Origin of the sequence: Streptomyces amakusaensis, from assembly GCF_039532665.1 — a bacterium.
GTDB lineage: Bacteria > Actinomycetota > Actinomycetes > Streptomycetales > Streptomycetaceae > Streptomyces > Streptomyces amakusaensis.
The window spans coordinates 189,248-214,839 of sequence record NZ_BAAASB010000003.1; the positions used below are offsets into that span (position 1 = coordinate 189,248).

Sequence of the window (25,592 nt, forward strand, 5' to 3'; positions counted from 1 at the left end):
CGGCGGCCCGCACACCCGGAGGGCGCGGGCCCCGCTCCCGCGGCCGGTCGGGCCGCGGAGGGGGTGCGGGGCCTGCTCAGGCGCCGGTGCCGCCGCCGCCCGGGACGCCGGAGGCGGCGGTGATGATCTCGTCGATGAGGCCGTACTCCTTGGCCTCCTCGGAGGTGAACCAGCGGTCGCGGTCGCCGTCGCGGATGATCGCCTCGATGGTCTGGCCGGAGTGACGGGCGGTGATCTCCGCCATGCGCTGCTTGGTGCGCAGCAGGTACTCGGCCTGGATCTTGATGTCGGAGGCGGTGCCGCCGAGACCGGCCGAGCCCTGGTGCATCAGGATGTCGGTGTTGGGCAGCGCGAAGCGCTTGCCGGCGGTGCCGCCGGTCAGCAGGAACTGGCCCATGGAGGCCGCCATGCCCATGCCGATGGTCACCACGTCGTTCGGGATGTACTGCATGGTGTCGTAGACCGCCATGCCCGCCGTCACCGAGCCGCCGGGGCTGTTGATGTAGAGGTAGATGTCCTTGTCGGGGTCGGCGGCAAGGAGCAGCAGCTGTGCGGTGATCTTGTTGGCGATGTCATCGTCGACCTGCTGACCGAGGAAGATGATGCGCTCGCCGAGCAGCCGGCTGTAGACCTGGTCGCCGAGGCCACCGCCGAAGGACGGCTCACCGGCGGCGTAAGGCATCAGATTCGTCACGTATCCACCTGCTCGTCTCTGACGGCTGCCTGCCGTCTCAGCGTCTTCGTAACCGGGGGCGGGTACTCCCCAACCCTCGTACTCATGGACCCTAACGCGCAGGTCGGACAACGCCATCCCGGTTCCCGAACTGTTCGCTCGGAGCGCAAGGTGCGCAAGGGAGGGTTGAGCGGAATACGGGGGTTCGGATACGGCGCAGGGCCCGGACGCGGCGGCGTCCGGGCCCTGTGCTCGGGCGGTGCGGTGAGCGGGGCTCAGCGGGAGGCTCAGGCCTCCGGCTTGTCCTCGCCCTTCTCGTCGGCCTTGGCCTCGTCCGCGTCGGCGTCGGTGACGGCCTCGACGGTCTCGGCGGCGGTCTCGGTCTCGTCCTCGTCGTCCAGGTCGACGACGTCACCGTTGGTGTCGAGGACCTTGGAGGCCTCGACGACCAGGGCCAGCGCCTTGCCGCGGGCGACCTCGCCCACGAGCATCGGGACCTGGTTGCCCTCGACGACGGCCTGGGCGAACTGGTCCGGGCTCATGCCGGAGGAAGCCGCGCGGCGCATGAGGTGCTCGGTGAGCTCCTCCTGGTTGACGTTGAGCTTCTCCTTGGAGACCAGCTCGTCAAGGATGAACTGGGTCTTGATGCCCTTGACCGCGGCTTCCTTGGTCTCGGCGACGAACTCGTCCTCGGTCTTGCCCTGGATCTCCAGGTACTTCGCGAGGTCGAGGCCCATCTGGCCGAGCTGGTGGTGCTCCAGGTTGTGCTTGCGGGTGTTGATCTCGTCCTCGAGCAGCTTCTCGGGGATCGGCACCTCGGCGATCTCCAGCAGCTTCTCCAGGACGCGCTCCTGCGCCTGGGTGGCCTGGTCGTACTGCTTGATGCCGGTCAGCCGCTTGCGGCTGTCGGCCCTGAGGTCCTCGAGGGTGTCGAACTCGCTCGCCAGCTGGGCGAAGTCGTCGTCCAGCTCCGGCAGCTCACGCTTGGCGACCGTGGTGACCTTGACGGTGACCTCGGCGTCCTTGCCCTCGGCCGAGCCGCCCTTGAGCTGGGAGGTGAAGGTGGCCTCGCCACCGGCCTCCAGGCCCGTCACGGCCTCGTCGATGCCTTCGAGCAGCTCGCCCGAGCCGATCGTGTACTGGACGGCGGTCGCGACGCCGTCCTCCAGGACCTCGCCCTCGACCTTGGCCTCCAGGTCGATGGTGACGATGTCGCCGTCCTCGGCGGCACGCTCGACGGGGGTGGTGGAGGCGAAGCGCTCGCGCAGCTCCTCCACGGCCTTGTCGACGTCCTCGTCGGTGACCTCGATGGAGTCGACGGTGACCTCGATGCCGGAGTAGTCCGGGATCTCAATGACGGGGCGGATGTCGACCTCGGCGGTGAAGTTCAGCGTCTCGCCGTCCTTCAGCTCCGTGATGTCGACCTCGGGCTGGCCGAGCGGGTTGATCTCCGCCTCATTGACGGCCTCGGTGTAGAACTTCGGGAGGGCGTCGTTGACAGCCTCCTCCAGCACCGCACCACGGCCGAACCGCTGGTCGATGATCCGGGCCGGGATCTTGCCCTTACGGAAGCCCTTCACCGTGACCTGCTGGTTGATCTTCTTGTACGCCGCGTCGAGGCTGTCCTTGAGCTCCTCGAAGGGCACCTCGACAGTGAGCCGAACCCGGGTCGGGTTCAGGGTCTCCACGGCGCTCTTCACGGTTCGGTCTCCTTGATGGCTGATTCTGGGGTTCTGCCGCATCCGCCGCACAGGCAGCGGCTGAGCTGATCGGCCCGGATCGTCGTCTCAGTCGTCTCACTCGGTCGGACTCATCGCCGGACACACGGGCACGCAGCTTGCATAGTAGCCGCACGCAGGATGAGCCCCACAACGCGATCTTGTGGGGGGTCGATGACAAACGTGGTCGGGGTGGCCGGATTCGAACCGACGACCTTCCGCTCCCAAAGCGGACGCGCTACCAAGCTGCGCCACACCCCGCCGGTGCGACACGTAGGGTACATGCTCGCCGACCGGGCGAGCGCCGGATTTTCGCGGCGGTGCGCGGGGGAAGGCGGGCGGGGGCCGGACGGGGTGTGCGGCACGGGGCCGGGACCCGCTACGATGCTTCTCGTACCGCGGTCGGGCGATCAGCCTGTGACCTGCGGTGCGACGCTTGCGGGCGTAGCTCAATGGTAGAGCCCTAGTCTTCCAAACTAGCTACGCGGGTTCGATTCCCGTCGCCCGCTCTGTTCATGGCCTCGGGCCCGGTCGTCATCCGTGACGACCGGGCCCGAGGTCTTTTGCGTACCGGATGTACGAAGGGCGCACGGACGACGGAGGGGCCGACCGGTGATCACACCCGGTCGGCCCGTGCCGGAGGTCCTGGAGGCCCGGAAGCCTCAGCGGCCCTCAGAAGCTGATGTCGTTGATCGTCGAAGCTATCGAGTTGAGGAACCGCTCGATGGACGGGGCCATGCCCGACGAGGCGAGGAAGAAGCCGAAGAGTATCGGGACGATCACCGGCCCGCCCTTGAGCTGCCCGGAGCGAATCATGATGACGAGGATGATTCCCAACAGCACCACAACGGACAGCGAAATGGCCACAACTGATCACACACCCTCGGTCGGTCCCGCTCACCGGCCGGGGACATGCGGCCCTGCACACCCCCGCCTCAACTCCATCGTGCCACCAACCACGCGTTGTATGCGGCCGGCTGACGGAACGTCCGGGGCGGAATCACGCCATCCGACGGGCAGTGGCCGCCATCGCCGCAGTACGCGGGGGTTCCGGGCGGGTCGGGGAGCGCGGGAGGCCGGGGATACGGAAAAGAATTCGGCTCGATCGTTGCCATGCGACCACTTGGCGGTCACAAGAAATTCAAACACGGTGGAGCGATATTTCCGAGGGTAACAAAGTCGTATTGATATGCCCTATTTAATAGGGATTAACTGGGGCATAGCTGGCAAAAATTTCTTGGATCCGAAGGCACATCCCAGGTTTAAGGACATCTCAGGGGGAAGGCGCGGAGGGGTTTTACGAATTCCATTCCGCACAGCTGAGGTGCCTCGAATGCTCCACGCTCCGCAGGGATATCGCCGACCCCCCGGCCCCAAGGCCCTGGGGCCGGCCGCCCGTGCCTCCCCCGCCGCCGCTCCCGCCGCTGCTCCCGCCGCCGGCCCCGCTCCCGAGCGGGACCCCTTCTTCGACAACGCGAAGTACCTGGCCATCGTGCTGGTCGCGGTGGCGCACGCGTGGGAGCCGGTGATGGAGGGCAGCCGGGCCACCCGGGCGCTGTACCTCGTCGTCTACACCTTCCACATGCCCGCGTTCATCGTGATCTCCGGCTACTTCTCCCGGAGCTACTCCGGCCGCCCGCACCAGGTGAGACGGCTGCTGACCGGGATCGCCCTGCCGTACGCCGTCTTCGAGGTCGTCTACTCCCTTCAGCGGCGGTGGCTCGACCAGGGCTCCGACCAGCCGATCAGTCTGCTCGACCCCTTCTATCTGACCTGGTTCCTGGCCGCGCTCTTCGTCTGGCGGCTGACGGCCCCGCTGTGGCGGCAGATCCGCCGTCCGCTGCCGGTCGCGATCGTGATCGCCGCGCTGGCGTCGGTCTCCCCGGGCATCGGGGAGGATCTGAACCTCCAGCGGGTGCTCCAGTTCCTCCCCTTCTTCGTGCTGGGGCTCGTGCTGCGGCCCGAGCACTTCCGGCTGGTGCGGCGGCGGGAGGCCCGGGTGCTGGCGGTGCCGCTGTTCGCGGCGGTGCTGGGGCTCGCGTACTGGGTGGCCCCCGAGGTGCCGCTGGGCTGGTTCTACCGTTCCGACAGCGCCCAGGAGCTGGGGATGCCCTGGTGGACCGGGGTGCTGGCGACGCTTGTGATCTTCGCGCTCGGGGTGCTGCTGACCGCCGGGTTCCTGGCGTGGACGCCCGGCCGCCGGACCTGGTTCACGGCGCTGGGCGTGGGCACGATCTGCGGCTATCTGCTGCACGGGCTGCCGCTGAAGGCCGCCGAGTACACCGGCTTCTTCGAGGCGAACGCCTGGCTGAGCGAACCCGCCGGGGAGATCCTGCTCACACTGGTGACCACGGTCATGGTGACGCTGCTCTGCACTCCCCCGGTCCGGCGGGCGCTGCGCTGGGCGACCGAGCCGGACATGGAGTGGGCGTTCCGCCGGGACGCCGTGCCCCCGGAGGGCCCTATGAGTCCGTGAGGCCGAGGAGGGCGCGGGTTCTGGCGTACTTCGCGGTGAGGCGTTCGCGGGTCGCCGGGTCGAGGGCGGCGAGCCGTGCCGGGTCGGTGTTGCTCGCGAGGTCGGCCTCCTTGACCAGGAGGGCCCCGGGGGTGGCGCGGATGCGCCGGGTGTAGGACTCCAGTTCCTCGTCCTCGCCCCGGGTGAGGGCGAGGACGATGTCCTTGACGGACTGGTGGAGCGGGGCGGTCTGGAGCCACTCCAGGGAGAGGGCGTGGTCCTCGACGGCGTCGTGGAGCCAGCCGGCGGCGATCTGCTCCTCGCTGCCGCCCCGGGCGCGGACGCCTTCCGCGACGGCCGCGATGTGTTCGGCGTAGGGACGGCCGGACTTGTCGGTCCGGCCCGCGTGGGCGTCGCGGGCCAGGGATTCGACCTCGGCGAGGGTCAGCGACTGTGACATGCGTTCGACTCTACGGCCGCATCCCGTCCGCGGCCCCCGGACGGCCCCTCAGGGGCGCAGGGCGGCGCGGGCCGGGAGGGCGGTGGAGGCAAGCGCGAGGGCGAGCACTCCGGCGACCAGGGAGCCGTAGATCAGCGGGGGGATGTGGGGAGGCTCGCCGGTGAGGCCGTTCGTCATGGGGACGAGGGTGGCCAGGGCGATCCCGGTGCCGAGCGCGACCCCGGCGAGGGCGACGAGCAGTGCCTCCCAGCGGATCATGCCCATCACCTGGCGGCGGGTGGAGCCGATCAGTCTCAGCATCCCGAGTTCACGGCGGCGGTCGAGGACGGTCATCACCAGGGTGTTCGCCGCGGCGACCGCCGCGAATCCGCCCAGGATGGCGGCCATCGTGATGTTCGCCCACGAGGTCAGCTCACGGTCGAGGTGCTGTGCCGCCGCGTATCCCTCCCGGTCGTGGACGGTGCCCAGCGCGGCCAGTCCGGCGACCGCCCCGGTCTCCGCCCCGACCAGCAGGGTGTTCGGGTACGGGGAGGTCACATGGCCGGTGAGCGCGGCGGCGGGCAGGGTGACCTCGGCGAGGCCGAGCCCGCGTCCGTAGACCGCCGCGACCTCCGCGGAGGAGCGGACGCCGTCCGGCAGCAGGAAGTCGAACCGGTCGCCGACGCCCACCCCGGCGGAGTCGGCGAGGGAGGCGTCCAGTGCGATCCGGCCGGGGCCGAGGTCGCTCAGGGAGCCCTTCCGGACCTCCAGGTCCTGCACTTTCGCCAGGTCTCCCGGGCGGCCGTCGACGCCCTGGGCGGAGGCGCTGAGCAGTGTGGCCTCGGGCCCGGAGTCGGTCCTGACCAGGACGGAGGTGCGCAGCAGCGAGACGGCGGCGCTCACTCCGGGGGTCTTCGCCGCGCGCTCGGAGGCGTTGAGCGGGAGCAGTCCGGTGTCGTCGGCGGTCACCACGTGGTCGGCGGTGATCCCGTCCCGCTGCTGCTGTTCGGTGGCGCGCTCGGTGCTGGTCTGGAGGAAGACGAGGACCGAGGAGAAGGCGGTGGCCAGCACGATCGGGGTGATCGCGGAGGCGAGGCGGCGGGCGTTGGCCGAGGAGTTGGCGGCGGCCAGCGAGGCGGCGGCCCCGGCGGCGCGCAGCGGGAGTCCGAGGAGCGCGGCGCAGGCCCGTGCGATGAGCGGGCCGAGCAGGGCGACCGCGAGCATGAAGGTCATGACGACGCCGAGCGCGGCGTTCGCCGCGTCGCTTCCCGTCTCGGTGGCCGCGATCGCGGCGAAGGCCACTCCGCCGGCCAGTGCGGCGATGCCCAGCGGGGTGCGGATCCAGCCGAAGCCGGCGCGCTCGACGGAGGCGTCGGCGAGGGCCTGGCCGGGCTTGATCTTCGAGGGGCGGCGGGCGGCCAGGAATCCGGCGAGAAGCGCGGTGACGATCGCGGTGCCCGCGGCGGCGGCCGGCACGATCCACGAGAGGCTCAGTTCGACGGCGGCGGGGATCGCGCCCTTGTCGCGGAGCTGTCCGAACCACCAGGCGGCGAGGGCGAGCCCCGGCGCGTAGCCGAGCGCTCCCGCGACCGGGGCCACCAGCAGGGCCTCGGTCGCGATGGAGCGGCGCACCTGGCCGGGGGTCGCGCCGATCGCCCGCAGCAGGGCGAACTCGCGCCGCCGCAGTCCGACCGAGAGCGCGACGGTGCCGGCGGCGGTGAAGATCGCGACGAGGGTGGCGATGCCGCCGAAGGATCCGCCGATTCCGGTGAGGACCTCCTTGGCCCCGGCGAGGGCGGAGCTCTCGGCCGCTCCCCGGTCGTCGCCGGTGCGGACGCGGGGCTTGTCGTCGCCGGTGCCGAAGACCTCGGTGAGCCGGCCGGCGAGCGCGGCGGCGGTGGTGCCCTTCTCGGGCAGTACGGCGATGGCGTCGACCTTGCCGGGGCGGCCCGACAGCCGGATCGCCTCGGGGTCGGCGAACCAGGCCCCGGGGGCCTTCGCCAGGCCCGAGACGGTGAACCGCCGGGTGCCGGCGGGGGTGTCCAGGGTCACTGTCTCGCCGATCCTCGCCCCGCCGCCGAGGACCACCTCGCCGGTGCGCGGGGCGGTGCCGGAGCGGAGCGCGGTGCCGGTGAAGGCGGCCGATCCCCAGCCGTGGGCGGTGAGCGCGGCGGCCTTGTCCCGTACCGGGAAGGCGATGTCGGCGATGGCGGCGGCGGCTCCGGGGACCGAGGCGGCCTTCCGGACCAGGGTCTGGTCCAGGCGGGCCCGGTCGGGGATCTCGGCGTGGTTGTCGTGGCGCTCCTCGCCGGAGCCGATCCAGAGGTGGGAGCGCTGGTCGGCCTCGACGACGACGGGAGCGCCCGCGTACCGCTGCGGTGGGACGGAGGCTCTCAGTCCGGTCTCCAGCATGATGCCGCAGGCGGCGACGATCGCGGAGGTCATCAGCAGGGCGACGAAGGTGCCGATGAAGGAGGAGGGCTTGAAGCGGACGGCCGCGCGGGCCAGGCCGTTGGGACGGAACATCAGGCGGCCGTCCCCGCGAAGGCGGCGGGCGAGGTCAGGGACCGCATCCGGGCGGCGATCCGCTCGGGGCCCGCGCCGCTGAGGCTGTCGGCGATCGAGCCGTCCGCGAGGAAGAGGACCCGGTCCGCGTAGCCGGCGGCGACGGGGTCGTGGGTGACCATGACGACGGTGGCTCCGAGGCCGTCCACGGCCGAGCGCAGCAGGGCGAGGACCTCGGCGGCGGTGGTGGTGTCCAGCGCGCCGGTGGGTTCGTCGGCGAAGACCACGTCCGGCCGGGTGACCAGGGCGCGGGCGAGGGCGACGCGCTGCTGCTGGCCGCCGGAGAGCTGGGAGGGGCGGCGGGCACCCTTGTCGTGGAGGCCGACCTGGGCGAGGACTTCGGCGGCGCGGCGGCGGTCGGGCCGGTCGCCCGCGAGCCGCATGGGCAGCAGCACATTCTGCTCGACCGTCAGCGACGGCAGCAGGTTGAAGGCCTGGAAGACGAAGCCGAGCCGGGTGCGGCGCAGCACGGTGAGCCTGTTCTCGTTCATGCCGGTGATCTCGGTGCCGCCGAGGCGGACGGAGCCCTCGGTGGGGCGGTCGAGTCCGGCGGCGCACTGGAGGAAGGTGGACTTCCCGGAGCCGGAGGGGCCCATCACGGCGGTGAAGCTGCCGTGCGGGAGGGTGAGGTCGATGCCCCGCAGGGCATGGACCGTGCCGCTGCCCTTTCCGTAGCGGCGGCGTACGCCCCGGAGTTCGACGGCGGCGGCCGGGCCGGCGGGGTGTGGGCCGACGGGGTACGAGTCACTCCCCCGCGTGTCCCCAGTGTCCCGTCGGTTGCGGCGCCGCAGCCCCATCGTGTCCTCCGTCATCGGTAAACGTGCAGGTCAATGCCTTGACGCTACGGAGGGACGGCAGTCCTGGGCCATGGCGGCTACCGGCGGACCCGGGGTGGGGAGAACCCCACCCCGGAGCTGGGGGCCGCCCTGTCGGGGACTCATATAGTTGCGAGAGTCAATCTTTTGGTAAACTAATTACTGACGGATCCTTGACGCCCTCTTGACCCCAAACGGAGGACGACCCCATCGGACACGCGGACACTCTCATCGCCATGGGCGGCGCGTTCCTCGCCGCCGCCCTCCTCGCCCGCCTCGGCGGCCGGATAGGCCTGCCCACGATCCCTCTGTTCATCCTGGCCGGAATCCTTCTCGGCCCGCACACCCCCGGCATCGTGCTGCTCTCGGACCCGCACGAGCTGGAGATGCTCTCGGCCCTCGGGCTGGTCCTGCTCCTCTTCTATCTGGGGCTGGAGTTCCATCTCGACGATCTGAAGGCCGGTGGCCGGCGGATGGCGCTGGCCGGAGGGGCGTATCTGCTCCTCAACGTGGGAGCGGGGCTCGGCTTCGGCTTCGCGCTCGGCTGGGGCACCTCGGAGGCGCTGGTCCTCGCCGGAGTCCTCGGCATCTCCTCGTCCGCCATCGTGACGAAGGTGCTGGTCGACCTGGGCCGGATCGGGAACCCCGAGACCAAGCCCATCCTCGGCATCATCGTGGTCGAGGACATCTTCCTCGCGCTCTACCTCGCCGCGCTCCAGCCGATCCTGTCCGGCGCGGACAGCCTCTCCGCCGCCGCGACGGACGCCGGAAAGGCCTTCGGCTTCCTGCTGGCACTGGCCCTCGCCGCCCGGTTCGGGACCAGGGTCGTCGGACGGCTCATCAACACCCGCGACGACGAACTCCTCGTCATCTCCTTCCTCGGGGCCGCGGTCTTCATGGCCGGCGTCTCGGAGTGGTTCGGGGTCGCGGACGCCATCGGCGCGTTCATGGTCGGTCTGATGCTCGGCAGCACCACCTCGGGCGAGCGCATCCGGAAGCTGGTCCACCCGCTGCGGGACGCCTTCGGAGCGATCTTCTTCTTCGCCTTCGGCCTCTCGATCGACCCGGGCGACCTGCCCACCGTGCTCTGGCCGGTACTGGCGGCGGTCGTGGTGACGCTGGCGATGAACGTCCTGGCGGGAATCATCGCCGCACGGATCCACTCCTTCGGCCCCGGCCAGGCGGCGAACATCTCCACCACGCTGCTGGCACGCGGCGAGTTCGCGCTGATCCTCGCCACCATGGCGGCGGCGGCCGGCCTGGACGAGCGGCTCTCGCCCTTCATCGCGGGGTATGTGCTGATCCTGGCCGTCCTCGCCCCGCTGGTGGCGGGCCGGTCCCAGCTGCTGGCCCGGTTCATGCCGGGGACCCGGGAGGCGGAGCCGTCCCGGCTCTGACCCCGTCCGAAGAGCCCGAAACGGGGAGGTCCGGGGATTCCACATCCCCGGACCTCCCCGTTTCGGGCTCTTCGGACCCGGAGCCCACGATGGCAGACTGCCCGGATGATCGTCAGACCGGCACGGGCGGCCGACATCCCCGGCATCCTCGAACTCGCGGCCGAGGTCGAGCACTGGTTCGGACCGATGACCGACGAGCCCGGCTTCCACCGGGCCCTGGACACCCATGTGCGCCGGGGCTCGGCGCTCGTGGCCCTCTCGCCGGGCGGAGCGCCGGCCGGCGGGCTGCTGTTCGGGCCGGACGGCCCGCCGTACCACGTGGAGTGGCTGGTCGTCGCGGAGCGGGTACGCGGCCGGGGCGTCGGCCGGGTGCTGATGGCCGAGGCGGAGCGGCGGTTCGTCCGGACGCCGGGAGTCATCGAGGTGGTGACCTTCGGCCCGGATCACCCGGGGGCCGTCGCCGGCGGCGCGCGGGTCTTCTACGAGCGGCTCGGCTTCACCCCCGCCGAGGCCGCCGAGCCGGGTCCGGAGGGCGGCTCCCGGCAGCTCTACCGGAGGCCCGGGGCCGTACGGACCGTACGTCAGCCCGGGGACGGGTCCGACACCTTGGGGTGAAGACCGGCGGGGCAGGCGGACGCGGGAGCGGAATCCGGGTATCCCGGGGTCGGGCCGACGGCCCCGCCGCATCCCCGCATCCCCGTGTTCCCGTGTTCCCGTGTCCTTACGGAGGTTCCGTGCGCCGTGTCGCGCTGCTCGCCGCCGCTCTGATGATCTTCACCGGCCTCGCCGCCGCCCCCTCGGCGGCCACACCCGCCGGGTCGGTCACCCTGTTCAGCGGCTCGGACTGCCCCGCGGACAGCCTCTGTCTCTACCGTCACCGGGGTTTCACCGGCGGCGGCGTCGCCATCGGGCCGGACACCTATGTGGAGCGGCTCGCCGACCACGGCTTCGACGACCGGATGTCGTCCTGGTCCAACGACAGCGGCCAGATCTGCGACTGGTGGACCGAGTACGGCCGGGGCGGCACGATCCACGATCTGCGCGACGGCCGCCGCGCCGACCTCCCGCGCGCCGAGAACGACACCGCGTCGTCCGTCGAGTGCTGGTGAGGAATTGGGGCGACCGCGTGCCGCCGACCCGGTGCCGGTCGGCGTTCGGGGACTTACGCTGACCCCATGACCGGCCCCACTCCCCGGCCCCCGCGCCGCCGCGACCGCGCGGCCACCCGCGCCGCGCTCCTCGACGCCGCCCGGCTGCGCTTCTCCCGGCAGGGGTTCGACGGCACCGGGGTCCGCGAGATCGCCGGGGACGCGGGCGTCGACGCGGCCCTGGTCTTCCGCTACTTCGGCTCCAAGGAGAAGCTGTACGCGGAGGCGGTGCGCGTGATCGCGCCCGAGAGCGCCGGTGCGGATCCGCACCGGCCGCTCGCCCGTCTCGCGGACGAACTGCTCCATGACGTGGTCTACGGCGACTGGCGGCAGTTCGACGGCGAGCACCCGGTGCTGGGGATGCTGCGCTCCTCCGGCCGGCCCGCCGTCCGCGACCAGCTGCGCACCCAGTTGTGCGAGGGATATCTGCGCGACTTCGCCGACCGCCTCGACGGGGAGGACGCCGAACTCCGGGCCGAGCTGATGGGAGCGCTGCTGCTCGGCATGGGGGTGCTGCGCTCGGTCGTCGGCTCCCCCGCGCTGAGCGAGGCCCCCTTCGACCGGACCCGCACCCTGGTCGCCCGGATGGTGCACGGCCTGAGCGCCGCCGACCCCGACCCCGACCCCGGGCCGAAGTCCGTGGCGGGGGCCGGAAGCTGACCCCGGCGGGCTCAGCGCCCGGCGAGTCTCCCCGTGTCGCACTCGCACCACACCGTCTTGCCGCCGGGCGGCAGCGGCACCACCCCCCAGCGGTCGGCCACCGCCTCCACCAGCATCAGCCCCCGGCCGCCCTCGTCCAGGGCCGGCTCCCCCGAGCGGTCGAGCGGGGCGGGGTTCCTCGGCATCCGGCCCCAGCCGTCGCTCACCTCGATCCGCACCCCCCGGTCCAGGCGCAGCAGCAGCAACGCGCACTGCCGGTCCGGGACATGGCGTACGACATTCGCGAGCAGCTCGGTGACGGCCAGCTCGGCGGCGTCCACCACCTCTTCCAGGGACCAGAGATGGAGATACGCCCGGGTGATACGGCGTAGATGACGGGGGGAATGCTCACCCACCGTAAAGCTCATCCGATAACTTGAGGCGGATGCCGGGTCGATCAATTGCACGATAGCTCCAGGTGAGGGACGGTTAATTGGGTGCCTTCCCCGCCGGAGCACGCTCTAGTGATTACTCATGGCTACAATCCCGCCCGATCCTCGACCGGCGTTGACGCCCGGCCGCCGAGCAGCGGAATCCGGGGTTCAGGAAAAAGTTGAGAACACGCCACCACAACGACTTTGAGCCCGCTAGAGTCTGGATCACGCCACGCTCCAGCCGGGACGAACTCCCGGCGGACCGGGGCGGCGCGGACCGTTCCCAACGGCCCCGCCCCTTCCTGCCCTTCACCCTTCCCCAGCCCCGGACGCGGGCCTTCGGGGCTCTCGGTCATGCCCTCCCAGGGGGATCGACCCGGGCGGGCGTCGCCGTCGAATCAGGACATTCCGCCTCTCTTTCCGGTGCCAGCAAAATCGGTGGATTTTCTACTGACCAGGGCATTGCGGGTGGCCTTTCCGGCCACAAGGATGCTCCCACCGGTGCACAGGCCGTCGCAGTGAGTGAAGCGGGCCCGTCCCCTGCGGAGTGAACGCTTCGCCGCGCCCGCTCGCAGTCGACGGCAGGCACCGGGCCGAACAGGAGGTCCGCCAATGACGATCGACCCCCGCACCGCCGCCAGACACGCCCTGCGCCGCGCGACCCTCGTCGCCGTACCCGTACTGCTCGCCACCGCGGCGCCCTGGACCGCGTACGCCCAGGGCGCACCGGTCGACCCGGTGAGCCGGTCGGCCGCCTGTGGCACGGCGGGCGCGAGACAGACCTCGGCGGCCTGCCTGGCCGCCGTCGCCGCGAACGGCGGTGTGGCGTTCGACGCCTGGGACCGGGTGCGGGTCGCCGGGGTCCAGGGCCGGGACCGCGAGCGCATACCGGACGGCCGGCTGTGCAGCGCCGGCCTGGAGGCCTACCGGGGGCTGGACATAGCCCACACCGAATGGCCCACCACCGAGCTGACGGCGGGCGGGCGGTTCACCCTGGAGTACCGGGCGACCGTGCGGCGGCCGGGGACCTTCGACCTCTATCTGACCAAGGAGGGGTACGACCCCGCCAAGGCGCTGCGCTGGGCCGATCTGGCGAGCGAGCCGTTCGCCACGGTGAAGGACCCCGCCCTCAAGGACGGGGCGTACCGGATCGAGGGAACGCTTCCCGGGGAGCTGACCGGGGCCCATGTCCTCTACACGGTCTGGCGGAACGAGGGCACGGAGGGCGTGTCGGAGACGTACTACTCCTGCTCGGACGTGGTGCTGACCGGCGAGGTCCCGGAGAGCGGCAACTTCGGCCTCCACGGCAAGCAGACGGCGGGCGCGAAGGACACCTCATCGGCCTCCGCCGACGCCGAGCCCTCGGCGGCGGCCCAGGAGGGCGGGAGCGGGGGCGGGGTCTCGGCCACGATGGTCGCGGGCGGGGTCGCCGCGCTCGCGCTGCTCGTCCTGGGGGCGCTGGCCACGCTCCGGCCGCCGAAGCGGGAGACGGCACACGCCCACGACGGCCGGGGGCGGCTGCCGGCCCAGGAGCGGGAACAGGAGTACCGGCAGGAGCAGGGTCACGGCTACGGGTACGCGCCCGAGCGGGGGCGGGACCAGGGACCGGACCAGGGGTACGGATACGGCTACGGGTACGGGCCCGACCACCAGGGGTACGGGTACGGGCCGGAGCAGGGAGGGCCGGAGCAGGGCCACCCGTACCGGCGCTGAGGGGGCCTATGGCTCCCGGCAGAGGATCAGCAGGGCGCGGTCGTCGTTGACGTCCTTGGCGACCGCCTCGATGAGATGCCAGGCGGCCCCCTCGAAGCCCGCCGTGACATAGCGGTCGGCCTCGCCGGTGAGCCGGTCCATGCCCTCGCTGAGGTCCCGGCCCGGGGACTCCACCAGACCGTCGGTGAAGAGCATCAGCACGTCGCCGGGGCGCAGCGAGCCCTTGACCGGGTCGAACTGGGCCCCGTCGTACACCCCCAGGAGGGGGCCCTCCCCGGTCATCTCCTCCCAGCGGCCGGTGCCCGCGCTCAGCTGGAGCGCGGGGAGGTGGCCCGCCGAGAGGAGTTCGTAGTCGCCGGACTCCAGATCCAGTACGAGATGGATCGAGGTGGCGAAGCCCTCGTCCCAGTCCTGGCGGAGCAGATAGCCGTTGGCGGCGTGCAGGAAGCTGTGCGGCGGGAGCGAGCCGAGGAGTCCGCCGAACGCGCCGGACAGCAGCAGCGCGCGGGAGGCGGCGTCCATGCCCTTGCCGGAGACGTCGGTGAGGACGATCTCCAGGGTGCGGCCCCCGTTGGTGCGGGCGGCGACCACGAAGTCGCCGGAGAAGGACTGGCCGCCGGCCGGGCGCAGCGCCATCTCCCGGTGCCAGCCCTTGGGCAGCCGGGGCAGGGCGCTCTGGACCCGGATGCGTTCGCGCAGGTCGAAGAGCATGGTGCCGCCGCGCCGCCAGGGGACGCCGACGCGGGCCCGGAACTGCGCGATCAGCAGTCCGAAGAATCCGGCGGCGGCGACCACGAGGACGGTGCCGGGGGTGACCCTGGCCGGGCCGTCGGTGTAGGGGCCGAGGACGAAGGTCTCCACGATCAGACCGGCCGCGCATGCCGCGTACAGCCCGAGCAGGCTCGCGGGTCGCAGCAGCAGCGCGCCGGCCACGATCGGCAGGACGAGGGCGGCCGGCGAGATCCATTCGGGGATCTCGATGGTGCCCCAGGTGAGGGCCGGGACGGTCAGCAGCAGACCGGAGAGGGCGAGCGTGTCGGAGCCGTCGCCGCGGAAATAGTCGACGGCGGATTTGCGCAGCGCGATGCGAGCCCGGTGCACCGCCTTGCGCAACCGGGCCCTGAACGAATCCACTCCGACACCTTGAGCCATTTCGTGTGACCTTATCGATCCATCGGCCATCCGTGCAGGGCACCCCTGCGACATTGCAGGGGAAATCGGGTCACTCCGGCACGCTGACGCTTGATAGTCATGGCATATGACAGCAGCTCTACGCGCGCTGAGTCCCGTCCGGCGCGGAGCTTTCGGCCGACTCCTCCGGCCGCCGTATTTCGATCGCGGCCCGGGCAACGCCCCTGGTAGAGATGGTGGCATGAAGACTGAGCCACGAGTGGTCGAACCCTCCGAGTGGGACGAGTGGTACGGGAAGGTGGTCCTGGCCTTCGGCGGTGTGGCCGCCGCCCCGGAGCACACCGAGCTGATCCGCGAGATCACCGAGTTCGACCGGACGCTCGGCGTCTGGGACGGCGCGGAGTGCGTGGCCACCGCCGCCTCGTTCTCCTTCCGGATGAGCGTGCCCGGCGGGGCGCTCGCCCCGACGGCCGGGGTCTCGATGGTGAGCGTGGCCGCGACGCACCGGCGGCGCGGAATCCTTTCCGCGATGATGCGCAGCCAGCTCGACGACGTACGGGAGCGGGGCGAGCCGCTGGCCGTGCTGCTGGCGTCCGAGCCCGCGATCTACGGCCGGTTCGGCTACGGGGCGGCGAGCAGGCAGCTCAGGGCCGACATCGACACCGCACGGGTGACGCTGTCGGTGCCCGAGGGCACCGACGCGATCCGGCTGCGGAAGGCGGAGCCGGACGAGGTGCTGGCGGACATCGAGGCGGTCTACGCCCGGCAGCTCCCCGGCCGTCCCGGGCTGATCGCCCGGCTGCCGGAGTGGGACCGGCTCCAGATCCTCGACACCCCCGCCGACCGGTCGGGCGCCTCCCCCTTGCAGTGCGTGCTCGCCGAGCGGGACGGGGAGGTCGTCGGGTACGCGCTCTACCGCGTCAAACCCTCCTGGGAGGAGAGCGGGCCGAACGGCACGGTCGCCCTCCAGGATCTCCAGGCGGTGGAGCCGCAGGGGCACGCGGCGCTCATGCGGTACCTGTTCGGGATCGACCTCACCTCGACGGTGAGCATGTCCAGCAGGCCCGTGGACGACCCCTGGCAGCATCTGGTCTCGGACCCCCGGCGCTGCGCCCTGCGGTCGTGGGACGGTCTGTACATCCGCCCGGTGGAGGTGGGCGCGGCCCTGGCGGCGCGGACCTACCGGGCCCCGGTGGACGTGGTGCTGGAGGTCGAGGACGCCTTCTGTCCCTGGAACGCGGGCCGCTGGCGGCTGAGCGGGGACGCCGACGGCGCGTCCTGCGAGCGGACGACGGACCGGGCCGATCTCGCGCTCTCCGTACGGGAGCTGGGCACGGTCTATCTGGGCGGCTTCCCGCTGCGCGGGCTGGCCGACGCCGGCCGGGTGCGGGAGCTGTCGCCGGGGGCGCTGGCGGCGGCCTCGCTCGCGTTCGGCAGCGATGTCGCGCCGTGGGGGCCGCACAACTTCTGATCCCCCGGCCGATCACTCAGCGCGGCTGGCAGACCGGGCACCAGAAGAGATTGCGGGCGGCGAGGCCCTCGGTGCGGATCTCGCCGCCGCAGACCAGACAGGGCATACGGGCCCGGCGGTAGACGTAGACCTCGCCGCCGTGGTCGTCCACGCGCGGCGCGCGGCCCATCGCCTCGGGGGTGTGCTCCGGCCGGACGGTGTCGATCCGGTTGTTCCGCACCCCCTCGCGCATCAGCTCCACCAGATCCGCCCAGATCGCGTCCCACTCCGCGCGGCCGAGGTCCCGGCCGGCCCGGTAGGGGTCGACGCCGTGCCGGAAGAGGACCTCCGCGCGGTAGACGTTGCCCACCCCGGCGATGATCTTCTGGTCCATCAGCAGGGCGGCGATCGTCGTACGGGAGCGGGAGATCCTGGCCCAGGCGCGGTCCGGGTCGTCGGCCGCGCGCAGCGGGTCGGGGCCGAGGCGCTCGTGGACCGCGTCCTTCTCGCCGTCGGTGATCAGGGCGCAAGTGGTGGGGCCGCGCAGATCGGCGTAGGCCTCGGGGGCGGCCAGGCGCAGCCGGACGGTGTCGGCGGGCGGCGGGGCGGGGGCGGGGCCGAAGTCGGACCGGCCGAAGAGGCCCAGGTGTACATGGACCCAGCCCCTCTCGCCGAAGCCGAGGAAGAGGTGTTTGCCGTGGGCCTCGGCACCGGTCATCACCCGGCCGTCGAGGAGGGCGGCGGAGGCGGTGAATCTGCCCTGGGGGCTGGTGACGCGCAGGGTGCGGGAGAGGAAGCGGGTGCGGTGGTCGGAGGCGAGGCGGTGGAGGGTGTGGCCTTCGGGCACGTGGGTCCTAGGTTTGCGGGGTGCTGGTTCGTGCGGGTCCCGGCCCGTGCGGGTCCCGGTCGGGGCGCTGCCCCGAACCCCGCTCCTCAAACGCCGGAGGGGCTGAATTTGGCCCGATCGCCCGGCGGAGCCGAATGTGCTGACCCCCGTTTGGATTGACGGCCCCGCTGGTGTCGCGGGGCCGCCGACAGGACGGGAGGGGTCAGGGCTGGGGGTGGTGAGGGGGGATGGGGGGAAGGGTGCCGGTGGTCTCGTAGGCGGTGAGCATGTCGATGCGGCGGGTGTGGCGCTCTTCGCCGGAGTAGGGGGTGGCGAGGAAGATCTCGATGAACTTGGTGGATTCCTCGACCGTGTGCATGCGGCCGCCGACGGCGATGACGTTGGCGTTGTTGTGCTCGCGGCCGAGGGCGGCGGTCTGCTCGCTCCACGCCAGGGCCGCGCGGACGCCCTTGACCTTGTTGGCGGCGATCTGCTCGCCGTTGCCCGAGCCGCCGATCACGATGCCGAGGCTCTCCGGGTCGGCGGCGGTCCGCTCGGCCGCGCGGAGGCAGAAGGGCGGGTAGTCGTCCTGTGCGTCATAGATGTGAGGACCACAGTCGACGGGGTCGTGGCCCTGGGCCTTGAGCCACTCGACGAGGTGGTTCTTGAGTTCGTATCCGGCATGGTCGGAACCGAGGTACACGCGCATGGGTCCGAGTGTGGCACGCGCGGATCCGGGTGGGCGCAAGCGGGGTCGGCGGCCGGCGGCATGACGAAAGCCCCGGTTGTGCCCGTACGCGCGAAGGGCTGGACCGGGGCTTTCGGGGTCGGCGGGGTCAGTCGCGGCGGCCGATCAGCTTCCAGGCGGTGGGCAGCACGCCCATCGCGAGGGCCGCCTTGAGCGCGTCGCCGATCAGGAAGGGGGTGAGGCCGGCCGCGACCGCCTGGGAGAGGGTCATCCCGGTGGCGAGGGCCAGATAGGGGACGCCGATCGCGTACACGATCGCGGAGCCGACGATCATCGCGCCCGCCATGCGCGGTACGGAGCGGTCCGCGCCGCGGCGGGCCAGTGCGCCGACGACCGTGGAGGCGAGGAGCATGCCGAGGATGTACCCGAAGGACGGCATGGACCAGCCGGACTGCCCCTCCGCGAACCACGGCATGCCCGCCATGCCCGCGATCGCGTAGAGCCCGAGGGAGAGGAAGCCGCGCCGGGCGCCGAGGGCGGTGCCGACGAGCAGGGCGGCGAAGGTCTGCCCGGAGACGGGGACCGGGGAGCCCGGGATCGGGAGGGCGATCTGGGCCGCGAGGCCGGTGAGGGCCGCACCGCCGACGACGAGGGCGATCTCCCGGGTGCGGGAGGCGGGCAGCAGGTCCGCGAGGACCGCGCCCGGACGGGAGGTGGCAGTGGCTGTGCTCATCGGGACTCCGCAGCGGCGAGGGGAGGGTGGCGGGGTTACGGGGGATCAGTGCGACCGTAGCCCAGGGCCGGTCGGGGGTTCACCGTCAGCCATCGACAAGGGCGATGGGCCGCCTTCATGGAGATCAAACAAAGCGCGGAGATCATGCCTCGCCCTGGGTGATGCTCGTCACTGAGGCGGGGGCAGGTTCGACGCAAGGATGGGGACGAATGGGACTGTAGGGTTCTACCAAAGCGCGGAGCGCACGCAAGTCGCCCGCGCCATGTACGCGCATGTGTACTTTGGGTGACGATCGTGGCCGTTTGGTGGAGATGCGTTGCCCTGTGATCGGCACCCGTGCTCACTTGTGAGTCCGCTCTCTCCCCCTGCTACGGAAACAGGACACACCCATGTCCAAGATCTCGGCGTCCAAGACCTCCGCCGTCTCCGGTTCCGGGCTGCCCGCCGACGGTGATCCCGGGGGCCGGGGGCTGGGCAACGGCCTGAAACAGCGCCATCTCTCGATGATCGCCCTCGGCGGCGTCATCGGCGCGGGCCTCTTCGTCGGATCCGGCGCGGGCATCGCCAAGGCAGGCCCTTCGATCATCGTCGCGTACGCCCTCTCCGGGCTGCTCGTCATGCTGGTGATGCGGATGCTCGGCGAGCTGTCGGCGGCGTACCCCTCCTCCGGCAGCTTCTCCGTCCACGCCGAGCGGGCCATCGGCCCCTGGGCCGGATTCACCTCCGGCTGGCTCTACTGGTTCCTGCTCTGCGTGGTCGTCGGCCTGGAGGGCATCGGCGCGGCGAAGATCATGGCCGGCTGGCTGCCGGGCACCCCCGAGTGGGCCTGGGTGGCCCTCTTCACCGTGGCCTTCTGTCTCGCGAACTTCACCCGGGTGAAGAACTTCGGCGAGTTCGAGTTCTGGTTCGCGGCGCTCAAGGTCGGCGCGATCGTGCTCTTCCTCGGGATCGGCGTCCTCGCGATCGCCGGTCTGCTGCCGGGCGGCGGCGACTCTCCGGGGACCTCGAATCTGACCGGCGGGGAGGGCTTCCTGCCCAATGGGACCGAGGGGCTGGTCTTTGGCCTGCTGGCCTCGGTCTTCGCCTACGGCGGCCTGGAGACGGTCACCATCGCGGCGGCCGAGTCCGAGCAGCCGGTCCAGGGCGTCGCACGGGCGGTGCGCACCGCCATGTGGCGTATCGCGATCTTCTACGTCGGTTCCATGGCGGTCGTCGTCACCCTGGTCCCGTGGGACCACCCGACGGTGGCCCAGCAGGGGCCGTACGTCGCCACCCTCGACCATCTGGGGATCCCGGCGGCCGGCGAGATCATGAACGTCGTCATCCTGATCGCGCTGCTGTCCGCGATGAACGCGAACATCTACTCGTCCTCGCGAATACTCCGCTCCCTGGTGGAGCGCGGGCAGGGACCCAAGGTGCTGGGACGCCTCCGCCGGGGGGTGCCGAGGGCGGCGGTCGTGATGTCGTCCGGCTTCGGATTCGTCTGTGTGCTGCTCAGCTACTGGCGGCCGGACGACGTCTTCATGTGGCTGCTGAACATGATCGGCGCGATCACCCTGGTGGTGTGGTTCTTCGTGGGCGTCTCGCAGCTGATCCTGCGGCGGCGCACCGAGCGGGAGGACCCGGCGCGGCTGGTGGTGCGGATGTGGTGGTACCCGGGGCTGACCTGGGTGGCGCTCGCCGGGATGGCGACCGTCTTCGCGCTGATGGCGCGGGAGGCGGAGACCCGGACCCAGCTCTACTACACCGGGCTGCTGACGCTGGCCCTGGCGCTGACCGGGTTCTGGCTCCAGCGGTCCGCCGCCCGGCGCGAGGACTGAACCAGGGGCGGACCGGGGCGCTCTCAGCCGTCCGCGGGGAGGTTGAGGGCGAGGAGCGACGCGGTGCCGTGGCCGAGCCTCAGCTCGGTGACCGCCGCGTTGCCCAGCCGGGGGAAGACCCGGCGGTACTCGCCCAGCGGGATGGAGAGCAGCTCGCACAGGGCCAGCCGCAGCAGGGTGTTGTGCGCGACCACCAGGACCCGCCCGCCCTCATGGGCCCCGGCGGCCCGGCGCAGGGCCCGGGTCGCCCGCCCGGCGGCGGCCCTCGGGTCCTCCGCCCCGGGGAAGGGGTGCGCGACCGGGTCCTCGGTGAAGTCGCGCGCGGCCCCGGGGCGCTCCAGGCGGAACTCGGCCAGGGTGCGCCCCTCCACCACCCCGAAGTCGCACTCGCGCAGCCCGGGCTCGCGGTGCGGGGTGAGCCCGAGCGCCTCGCAGGCCGGGGCGGCCGTCTCGATCGCGCGGGAGAGCGGGGAGGTCCAGATCGCGTCCACCGGATTCCGGGCCGCCCACCGGCCCAGCCGTGCGGCCTGGCGGCGTCCCTCGTCGGTGAGCGCGACATCGCTCACCCCGGCGTAGCGGTTCTCCGCGTGCCAGACGGTCTGGCCGTGGCGGGCCAGCAGCAGTGTCGCGCTCATTCTCGCCTCTCCGTACGGGTGTGTGCGTGCGACGCGACCTGTGGCGGAAGCCAGCCGCGGCGTTCGAGTTCGTCCACGAGGGTGAGATAGGGGCCGGCGAACCGGTCCGGTCCCGCCCCCTCGACCCTCGTCCCCGGCCGGACCATCCGCGCGGCCGTCCCGGCGAGGGTGGCCGCGTCCCTCCCGTACCCCGCCGCGCCCGCCCCGTACGCCGCCAGGACCGCCATCCCCACGGCGGGCTCGCTGGAGAGCGGGACGCGCACCTCGCGGCCCAGGACCCGGGCGCGCAGCCCGGTCCAGTGGGCGCTGCGGGCCGCGCCGCCGGTGAAGGCGAGGGGGCCGTCGACGGGGGCCCCGAGGAGGTCCAGATAGTCCAGGCAGAGCCGTTCGGCCAGGGCCACGCCCTGGAGGAGGGCGGCCCAGTGCTCGGCCTCGGAGGCGGGCTCGCCGAGCAGGAACGCGGTGGCGTCCGGGGCGCGGAAGGGGAAGCGCTCGCCGCGCGCGCCCAGCGGATAGGCGATCGGGCCGGCCGGTTCATGGGCGCGGGCGAGGGCGTCGAGCGCGGCCGGATCGGCGCCCGGGAAGGCCGTGCGCAGCGCGCCGCCGCCGACGTTGGACGCGCCGCCGGGGAGCCAGCCGCCGTCCGGGGAGCGGTGGCTGTAGACCACTCCGGAGGGGTCGCGCAGGGGCTCGGCGGTGACCCCCTTGAGGACGAGGGTGGTGCCGAGGACCGAGTTCCAGGAGCCCACCGAGAGCGAGCCGGAGGCGATCTGCGCCGCGCAGCCGTCGGTCATCCCGGCCACGATCGCGGTGCCGGCGGGGATTCCGGTGGCGGCCTCGGCCTCCCGGCCGACCTCGCCGACGAGGGTGCCGGGCCGCACCACCTCGGGCAGCACCGGCACCCCGGGGGCGTCGAAGACCTCGCGCTCGGGGTCGTAGCCGGTCTTGAGCGCGTGGCTGGAGTCGGTGGGGAGCCGGCGGCCCGCCAGCCGGGCCGCGATGTGGTCCGCCTGGTGGGCGATGTGCCCGGGGCCGTACGCGTCGAGGAGGAGCCGGGCGCGGCCCGGGCCCCGGCCGGGGGCGCGGCCGTCGTCGTACATCACGGCGGGGGTGAGCGCCCGGCCCCGGCCGTCGGCGAGCAGCACGGTGCCGGAGGTGGAGCAGATCGCGAGCGCGCGCGGGCGGTGGCCGCCGCTCAGCGCGGAGCGGACCGCGGCGGCGGTGGCCGTCCACCAGTCGCCGGGGAGCTGTTCGTGGAGCGGGCCCTCGCGGCGGCCGGTCAGCGGCGCGGAGCCGCTGCCGAGGATCTCGCCGTCGTCGTCGGCGAGCACGGCGCGGACGCTCTGGGTGCCCAGATCGATCCCCATCCACATGGCGTCTCCCGCGGCTCGTCGGGTCCCGGTCTCTTCCGATGCGTTCTCATCCTCCGCCGGGAGAAACCCGTGCGCGGAGGATTGACGGCCTCCGGCGCTGGTTCCAAGCTCTGTTGCGATGCGACGGGCCCTCCCGGTTCCGGCGGCGTCACCGTACCGGAACCGGCCGTGCGCGCCGTCCGCCCGAGTGGGCCCGGCGGGGACTACGATCCGCTGGCGGTGTCCGGCAGGGGTTGGCGGTGGCCGGCGGGCGGCCTCGTACCGGCCCCGGGCCGGGTTGACGACGACGCGGAGGAACTGCATGAGAGTCCTGGCTGCCGGTGACCACTTCGTCCGCAACGATCTGATCGCCGGGGCGCTGCGCCGCCATCTCGGCGACACCCCGTACGAGCTGGCCGAGCTGACCCTGCCGTGGCCGCTGGAGCCGTTCGGGCCGGTGGCGGAGGTGGCGGAGGCGAGCGACGCCGAGGACGAGCTGATCAAGGCGCTGGACGGGGTGGAGGTCTGCGTCACCCAGATGGCCCCGTTCACGGAGCGGGTGCTGTCGGCCGCGCCCTCGCTGCGGATGATCGCGGTGTGCCGGGGCGGGCCGGTCAACGTCAACGCGGCGGCGGCGGCCGAGCGCGGGGTGCGGGTGTGTTTCGCGCCGGGGCGGAACGCGGCGTCGACGGCGGAGTTCACGATCGGGCTGATGCTGTGCGCGCTGCGCCGCATCCCCTCGGCGCATCAGTCGCTCGCCCTGGAGGGCGACTGGGACGGCTCCTTCTACACGTACGAGCGGAGCGGTCTCGAACTGGAGGACACCCCGGTGGGGCTGGTGGGCTACGGCGCGGTGGGCAGCCGGGTGGCCCGGGTGCTGACCGCCTTCGGGGCCGAGGTGGAGGTGTACGACCCGTATGTGCGCGGCGATGTGCTCGGGGTGCGGGCGCGCTCGCTGGAGGCGCTGCTGACCCGCTCCCGGGTGCTGAGTCTGCACGCCCGGCTGACGCCGGAGACCCGGGGGCTGATCGGCGCGCGTGAACTGGCGCTGCTGCCGCACGGCTCGGTGGTGGTGAACGCGGCGCGCGGCGCACTGCTGGACACCGGGGCGCTGTGCGACGCGCTGGAGACGGGACGGCTGGCGGCGGCGGCGCTGGACACCTACGAGCAGGAGCCGCTGCCGGTCTCCTCGCGGCTGCGGTCCACGCCGAACGTGGTGCTGACGCCGCATGTGGCGGGCGCGAGCCGGGCGGTGGCGCGCAAGGCGGCGGAGATCGCGGCGGCCGAGGTGGGCCGGCTGGTCCGGGGCGAGCCCCTGGCGCACGCCCTGTCCTGAGCCGTTTCCCGCCGGGTCCCGGCCCGGCTTCCCGGCCCGGTTTCCCGTACGCACGGGGCAGTGAGGAGTGTGCTGACATTGACGACATACATCGGGATCGACGCGGGCACGTCGATGGTCAAGGCGGCGGCCTTCGACGAGCGGGGGCACACCCTGCGGGTCGAGTCGCGGCCGGTCTCCCTCGATCTTCACGACGGCCGTGCCGAGCAGGACATGGACGAGGTGTTCGGCGCGGTGGTCGAGGTGCTCTCCGCGCTGACCGGGGCGGTCGGCGGGCCCGTCGCGCTGATCGGTCTGACCGGGCAGGGCGACGGCGTCTGGCTGGTGGACGGCGAGGGCCGTCCGGTGCGGTCCGCGATCTCCTGGATGGACGGGCGGGCGCACGAGCTGCTCGACGCCTGGCACTCCTCGGGGGTGGTGGAGTCGGTGTTCCGGCGCACCGGGAGCGCGATGTTCCCCGGCTGTCCGGGTCCGGTGCTGGCCTGGCTGGACCGTCATGAGCCCGCCGCCCTGGACGCGGCGGCGTCGGCGGTCTACTGCAAGGACATGGTCTTCCAGCGGCTGACCGGGGTGCGGGCGACGGATGTGTCGGACGCCTCCATGCCGTTCCTGGATCCCCGGGAGCGGGCGTACGCGGACGAGGTGCTGGAGTCGCTGGGGCTCGCGCGGCGGCGCGGGCTGCTGCCGGGGATCAGCGATCCGGTCGCGGTCGCGGAGGTGACGGCCCGGGGCACGGGCGCGCGCGGGGCGCGGATCGCGAACGGGCCGTACGATCTGCCCGCCTGCGCGCTGGGCGCGGGGGTCACCGCGGCGGGCGACGGGCTGCTGATCGTGGGGACGTGTCTGGCGGCGCTGGTCGCCGTCGACGCGCTCGCCCTGGACGGCGAACCGGCCGGGCTGCACATCTCCACCGACCGGGCCGGGCACTGGCTGAGGGCGATGCCCGCGATGGTGGGGACGGCGGCCCTGGACTGGGTGCTGGCGACCACCGGGGTGCCGCACACGGAGGTCGACGGGCTGCTGGACGCCACCCCGCCCGGTGCGCACGGGGTGCGGGTGCTGCCGTACTTCGCGCCCTCGGGCGAGCGGGCGCCGTTCGTCGAGCCCCGGCTGCGCGCCGAGCTGACCGGGGTGTCGCTGGAGTCCTCCAAGGCCGATCTGATCCGCGCGACCTGCGAGGGCATCGCCTTCGCCGCCCGTCACTGTCTGTCGGCGGCGGGCCTGTCGGGAACGCTCGCGATCTGCGGCGGCGGCACCCGCTCGCCCGCGTGGACCCGGCTGTTCGCCGATGTGCTGGGCCGTCCGCTGCGGATCGTGGAGGGCGAGGTGGGCGCGCGGGGCGCGGTGCTGGCGGCGGCCGAGCGGTACGGGGTGGGGCTGGACACCGCCGGATGGACGGCTCCGACGGCGGTGGTGGAGCCCGATCCGGTGCGCGCGGACTTCTACGCCAAGGCCTACGACGACCATCTCGAACGCCTCGCGGCGGCCCGTGCGCGGGCCCGCGCGGTCTGACCCGGCCGCCCCGGACGGAACGCCTAGGGCCTGCGAACGGGCGCGGGCGGCGCGGGACCTAGGACCAAGGCCTGATCACTCTCCGGCATCTTCTGCTGCTAACGTGCAGATGC

General features: G+C 72.5%; 23 protein-coding genes and 2 tRNA genes. 11 read left to right on the forward strand and 14 right to left on the reverse strand.

Annotated features, from left to right (window positions below):
* Positions 1 to 76: 76 nt before the first annotated feature.
* The 3 genes from ABD371_RS05985 to ABD371_RS05995 form a co-directional block, all read right to left on the reverse strand.
* Complete coding sequence (locus ABD371_RS05985; RefSeq protein ID WP_344474087.1) at positions 77 to 682, reverse strand: ATP-dependent Clp protease proteolytic subunit; 606 nt, start codon at positions 680 to 682, stop codon at positions 77 to 79.
* A gap of 278 nt (positions 683 to 960) precedes the next feature.
* Complete coding sequence (gene tig, locus ABD371_RS05990) at positions 961 to 2,373, reverse strand: trigger factor (protein ID WP_344473511.1); 1,413 nt, start codon at positions 2,371 to 2,373, stop codon at positions 961 to 963.
* A 202-nt stretch (positions 2,374 to 2,575) separates the two neighbouring features.
* Positions 2,576 to 2,652: transfer RNA gene (locus tag ABD371_RS05995), tRNA-Pro, on the reverse strand.
* A 177-nt stretch (positions 2,653 to 2,829) separates the two neighbouring features.
* Between ABD371_RS05995 and ABD371_RS06000 the strand changes: the two genes are divergently transcribed.
* Positions 2,830 to 2,900: transfer RNA gene (locus ABD371_RS06000), tRNA-Gly, on the forward strand.
* Positions 2,901 to 3,063: 163 nt separating this feature from the next.
* Here ABD371_RS06000 and ABD371_RS06005 read toward each other — a convergent pair.
* Positions 3,064 to 3,258, reverse strand: coding sequence for a hypothetical protein (locus ABD371_RS06005; RefSeq protein ID WP_190122663.1), 195 nt, complete (start codon positions 3,256 to 3,258; stop codon positions 3,064 to 3,066).
* Between the two features lie 466 nt (positions 3,259 to 3,724).
* On the opposite strand from ABD371_RS06005, the gene ABD371_RS06010 reads away from it, so the two are divergent.
* Positions 3,725 to 4,867: an acyltransferase family protein gene (locus ABD371_RS06010; protein WP_344473513.1), complete on the forward strand. Its 1,143-nt coding sequence runs from the start codon at positions 3,725 to 3,727 to the stop codon at positions 4,865 to 4,867.
* On the opposite strand, the gene ABD371_RS06015 is transcribed toward ABD371_RS06010, so the two are convergent.
* The 3 genes from ABD371_RS06015 to ABD371_RS06025 are packed head-to-tail and all read right to left on the reverse strand — an operon-like array spanning position 4,854 to position 8,647.
* Complete coding sequence (locus tag ABD371_RS06015) at positions 4,854 to 5,306, reverse strand: HD domain-containing protein (RefSeq protein ID WP_344473515.1); 453 nt, start codon at positions 5,304 to 5,306, stop codon at positions 4,854 to 4,856. The genes ABD371_RS06010 and ABD371_RS06015 overlap by 14 nt on opposite strands.
* A 48-nt stretch (positions 5,307 to 5,354) precedes the next feature.
* The gene (locus ABD371_RS06020) at positions 5,355 to 7,811 is read right to left on the reverse strand and encodes an ABC transporter permease (RefSeq protein WP_344473517.1); all 2,457 of its coding nucleotides are present in this window, start codon (positions 7,809 to 7,811) and stop codon (positions 5,355 to 5,357) included.
* Positions 7,811 to 8,647, reverse strand: a complete 837-nt coding sequence (locus ABD371_RS06025; RefSeq protein ID WP_344474089.1) for an ABC transporter ATP-binding protein — start codon at positions 8,645 to 8,647, stop codon at positions 7,811 to 7,813. The genes ABD371_RS06020 and ABD371_RS06025 overlap by 1 nt, the downstream gene beginning before the upstream one ends.
* Positions 8,648 to 8,901: 254 nt before the next feature.
* On the opposite strand from ABD371_RS06025, the gene ABD371_RS06030 reads away from it, so the two are divergent.
* The 4 genes from ABD371_RS06030 (at position 8,902) to ABD371_RS06045 (ending at position 11,870) form a co-directional block, all read left to right on the forward strand.
* Positions 8,902 to 10,062, forward strand: a complete 1,161-nt coding sequence (locus tag ABD371_RS06030; RefSeq protein WP_344473519.1) for a cation:proton antiporter — start codon at positions 8,902 to 8,904, stop codon at positions 10,060 to 10,062.
* A 105-nt stretch (positions 10,063 to 10,167) separates the two neighbouring features.
* Positions 10,168 to 10,677 (forward strand): GNAT family N-acetyltransferase, encoded by a 510-nt coding sequence (locus tag ABD371_RS06035; protein WP_344473521.1) that lies wholly within the window; start codon positions 10,168 to 10,170, stop codon positions 10,675 to 10,677.
* Between the two features lie 119 nt (positions 10,678 to 10,796).
* On the forward strand, positions 10,797 to 11,171 hold the full coding sequence (locus ABD371_RS06040; protein ID WP_344473523.1) for a peptidase inhibitor family I36 protein: 375 nt from the start codon (positions 10,797 to 10,799) through the stop codon (positions 11,169 to 11,171).
* A gap of 66 nt (positions 11,172 to 11,237) precedes the next feature.
* Positions 11,238 to 11,870: a TetR/AcrR family transcriptional regulator gene (locus tag ABD371_RS06045; RefSeq protein ID WP_344473525.1), complete on the forward strand. Its 633-nt coding sequence runs from the start codon at positions 11,238 to 11,240 to the stop codon at positions 11,868 to 11,870.
* A gap of 11 nt (positions 11,871 to 11,881) precedes the next feature.
* Here ABD371_RS06045 and ABD371_RS06050 read toward each other — a convergent pair whose 3' ends face one another.
* Positions 11,882 to 12,277, reverse strand: coding sequence for an ATP-binding protein (locus ABD371_RS06050; RefSeq protein ID WP_344473527.1), 396 nt, complete (start codon positions 12,275 to 12,277; stop codon positions 11,882 to 11,884).
* Between the two features lie 618 nt (positions 12,278 to 12,895).
* Between ABD371_RS06050 and ABD371_RS06055 the strand changes: the two genes are divergently transcribed.
* Positions 12,896 to 13,996, forward strand: a complete 1,101-nt coding sequence (locus ABD371_RS06055; RefSeq protein WP_344473529.1) for a lytic polysaccharide monooxygenase — start codon at positions 12,896 to 12,898, stop codon at positions 13,994 to 13,996.
* Between the two features lie 6 nt (positions 13,997 to 14,002).
* Here ABD371_RS06055 and ABD371_RS06060 read toward each other — a convergent pair whose 3' ends face one another.
* Positions 14,003 to 15,148: a SpoIIE family protein phosphatase gene (locus ABD371_RS06060; RefSeq protein ID WP_344473531.1), complete on the reverse strand. Its 1,146-nt coding sequence runs from the start codon at positions 15,146 to 15,148 to the stop codon at positions 14,003 to 14,005.
* A 220-nt stretch (positions 15,149 to 15,368) separates the two neighbouring features.
* On the opposite strand from ABD371_RS06060, the gene ABD371_RS06065 reads away from it, so the two are divergent.
* On the forward strand, positions 15,369 to 16,598 hold the full coding sequence (locus ABD371_RS06065; protein ID WP_344473533.1) for a GNAT family N-acetyltransferase: 1,230 nt from the start codon (positions 15,369 to 15,371) through the stop codon (positions 16,596 to 16,598).
* 16 nt (positions 16,599 to 16,614) lie between these two features.
* Here ABD371_RS06065 and ABD371_RS06070 read toward each other — a convergent pair whose 3' ends face one another.
* From ABD371_RS06070 to ABD371_RS06080, 3 genes are all read right to left on the reverse strand, one after another.
* The gene (locus ABD371_RS06070; protein WP_344473535.1) at positions 16,615 to 17,424 is read right to left on the reverse strand and encodes an Fpg/Nei family DNA glycosylase; all 810 of its coding nucleotides are present in this window, start codon (positions 17,422 to 17,424) and stop codon (positions 16,615 to 16,617) included.
* Positions 17,425 to 17,626: 202 nt separating this feature from the next.
* Positions 17,627 to 18,112: a ribose-5-phosphate isomerase gene (locus tag ABD371_RS06075; RefSeq protein ID WP_344473537.1), complete on the reverse strand. Its 486-nt coding sequence runs from the start codon at positions 18,110 to 18,112 to the stop codon at positions 17,627 to 17,629.
* A 127-nt stretch (positions 18,113 to 18,239) separates the two neighbouring features.
* Entirely contained in the window at positions 18,240 to 18,824 is a 585-nt protein-coding gene (locus tag ABD371_RS06080; RefSeq protein WP_344473539.1) for a biotin transporter BioY, read from the reverse strand.
* 389 nt (positions 18,825 to 19,213) lie between these two features.
* On the opposite strand from ABD371_RS06080, the gene ABD371_RS06085 reads away from it, so the two are divergent.
* Complete coding sequence (locus ABD371_RS06085) at positions 19,214 to 20,644, forward strand: amino acid permease (RefSeq protein WP_344473541.1); 1,431 nt, start codon at positions 19,214 to 19,216, stop codon at positions 20,642 to 20,644.
* Between the two features lie 23 nt (positions 20,645 to 20,667).
* On the opposite strand, the gene ABD371_RS06090 is transcribed toward ABD371_RS06085, so the two are convergent.
* Complete coding sequence (locus tag ABD371_RS06090) at positions 20,668 to 21,279, reverse strand: histidine phosphatase family protein (protein WP_344473543.1); 612 nt, start codon at positions 21,277 to 21,279, stop codon at positions 20,668 to 20,670.
* Positions 21,276 to 22,652 (reverse strand): FGGY-family carbohydrate kinase, encoded by a 1,377-nt coding sequence (locus ABD371_RS06095; RefSeq protein WP_344473544.1) that lies wholly within the window; start codon positions 22,650 to 22,652, stop codon positions 21,276 to 21,278. Before ABD371_RS06095 ends, ABD371_RS06090 begins: the two co-directional genes overlap by 4 nt.
* Positions 22,653 to 22,953: 301 nt before the next feature.
* Between ABD371_RS06095 and ABD371_RS06100 the strand changes: the two genes are divergently transcribed.
* Both ABD371_RS06100 and ABD371_RS06105 read left to right on the forward strand, forming a co-directional pair.
* Positions 22,954 to 23,967, forward strand: coding sequence for a 2-hydroxyacid dehydrogenase (locus tag ABD371_RS06100; protein ID WP_344473545.1), 1,014 nt, complete (start codon positions 22,954 to 22,956; stop codon positions 23,965 to 23,967).
* 78 nt (positions 23,968 to 24,045) lie between these two features.
* The gene (locus ABD371_RS06105; RefSeq protein ID WP_344473547.1) at positions 24,046 to 25,479 is read left to right on the forward strand and encodes an FGGY family carbohydrate kinase; all 1,434 of its coding nucleotides are present in this window, start codon (positions 24,046 to 24,048) and stop codon (positions 25,477 to 25,479) included.
* Positions 25,480 to 25,592 lie beyond the last annotated feature (113 nt).

What these genes read in the sequence shown, in the direction of transcription:
- ABD371_RS06035 (WP_344473521.1), top strand. Translation starts at nt 10,168, where the DNA reads ATGATCGTCAGACCGGCACGGGCGGCCGACATCCCCGGCATCCTCGAA.
- ABD371_RS06060 (WP_344473531.1), bottom strand. Translation starts at nt 15,148, where the DNA reads ATGGCTCAAGGTGTCGGAGTGGATTCGTTCAGGGCCCGGTTGCGCAAG.
- ABD371_RS06065 (WP_344473533.1), top strand. Translation starts at nt 15,369, where the DNA reads ATGAAGACTGAGCCACGAGTGGTCGAACCCTCCGAGTGGGACGAGTGG.
- ABD371_RS06050 (WP_344473527.1), bottom strand. Translation starts at nt 12,277, where the DNA reads ATGAGCTTTACGGTGGGTGAGCATTCCCCCCGTCATCTACGCCGTATC.
- ABD371_RS06080 (WP_344473539.1), bottom strand. Translation starts at nt 18,824, where the DNA reads ATGAGCACAGCCACTGCCACCTCCCGTCCGGGCGCGGTCCTCGCGGAC.
- ABD371_RS06085 (WP_344473541.1), top strand. Translation starts at nt 19,214, where the DNA reads ATGTCCAAGATCTCGGCGTCCAAGACCTCCGCCGTCTCCGGTTCCGGG.
- ABD371_RS06010 (WP_344473513.1), top strand. Translation starts at nt 3,725, where the DNA reads ATGCTCCACGCTCCGCAGGGATATCGCCGACCCCCCGGCCCCAAGGCC.
- ABD371_RS06055 (WP_344473529.1), top strand. Translation starts at nt 12,896, where the DNA reads ATGACGATCGACCCCCGCACCGCCGCCAGACACGCCCTGCGCCGCGCG.
- ABD371_RS06095 (WP_344473544.1), bottom strand. Translation starts at nt 22,652, where the DNA reads ATGTGGATGGGGATCGATCTGGGCACCCAGAGCGTCCGCGCCGTGCTC.
- ABD371_RS06075 (WP_344473537.1), bottom strand. Translation starts at nt 18,112, where the DNA reads ATGCGCGTGTACCTCGGTTCCGACCATGCCGGATACGAACTCAAGAAC.
- ABD371_RS06025 (WP_344474089.1), bottom strand. Translation starts at nt 8,647, where the DNA reads ATGGGGCTGCGGCGCCGCAACCGACGGGACACTGGGGACACGCGGGGG.
- ABD371_RS06030 (WP_344473519.1), top strand. Translation starts at nt 8,902, where the DNA reads ATGGGCGGCGCGTTCCTCGCCGCCGCCCTCCTCGCCCGCCTCGGCGGC.
- ABD371_RS06045 (WP_344473525.1), top strand. Translation starts at nt 11,238, where the DNA reads ATGACCGGCCCCACTCCCCGGCCCCCGCGCCGCCGCGACCGCGCGGCC.
- ABD371_RS06090 (WP_344473543.1), bottom strand. Translation starts at nt 21,279, where the DNA reads ATGAGCGCGACACTGCTGCTGGCCCGCCACGGCCAGACCGTCTGGCAC.
- ABD371_RS06015 (WP_344473515.1), bottom strand. Translation starts at nt 5,306, where the DNA reads ATGTCACAGTCGCTGACCCTCGCCGAGGTCGAATCCCTGGCCCGCGAC.
- ABD371_RS06020 (WP_344473517.1), bottom strand. Translation starts at nt 7,811, where the DNA reads ATGTTCCGTCCCAACGGCCTGGCCCGCGCGGCCGTCCGCTTCAAGCCC.
- ABD371_RS06100 (WP_344473545.1), top strand. Translation starts at nt 22,954, where the DNA reads ATGAGAGTCCTGGCTGCCGGTGACCACTTCGTCCGCAACGATCTGATC.
- ABD371_RS05985 (WP_344474087.1), bottom strand. Translation starts at nt 682, where the DNA reads ATGCCTTACGCCGCCGGTGAGCCGTCCTTCGGCGGTGGCCTCGGCGAC.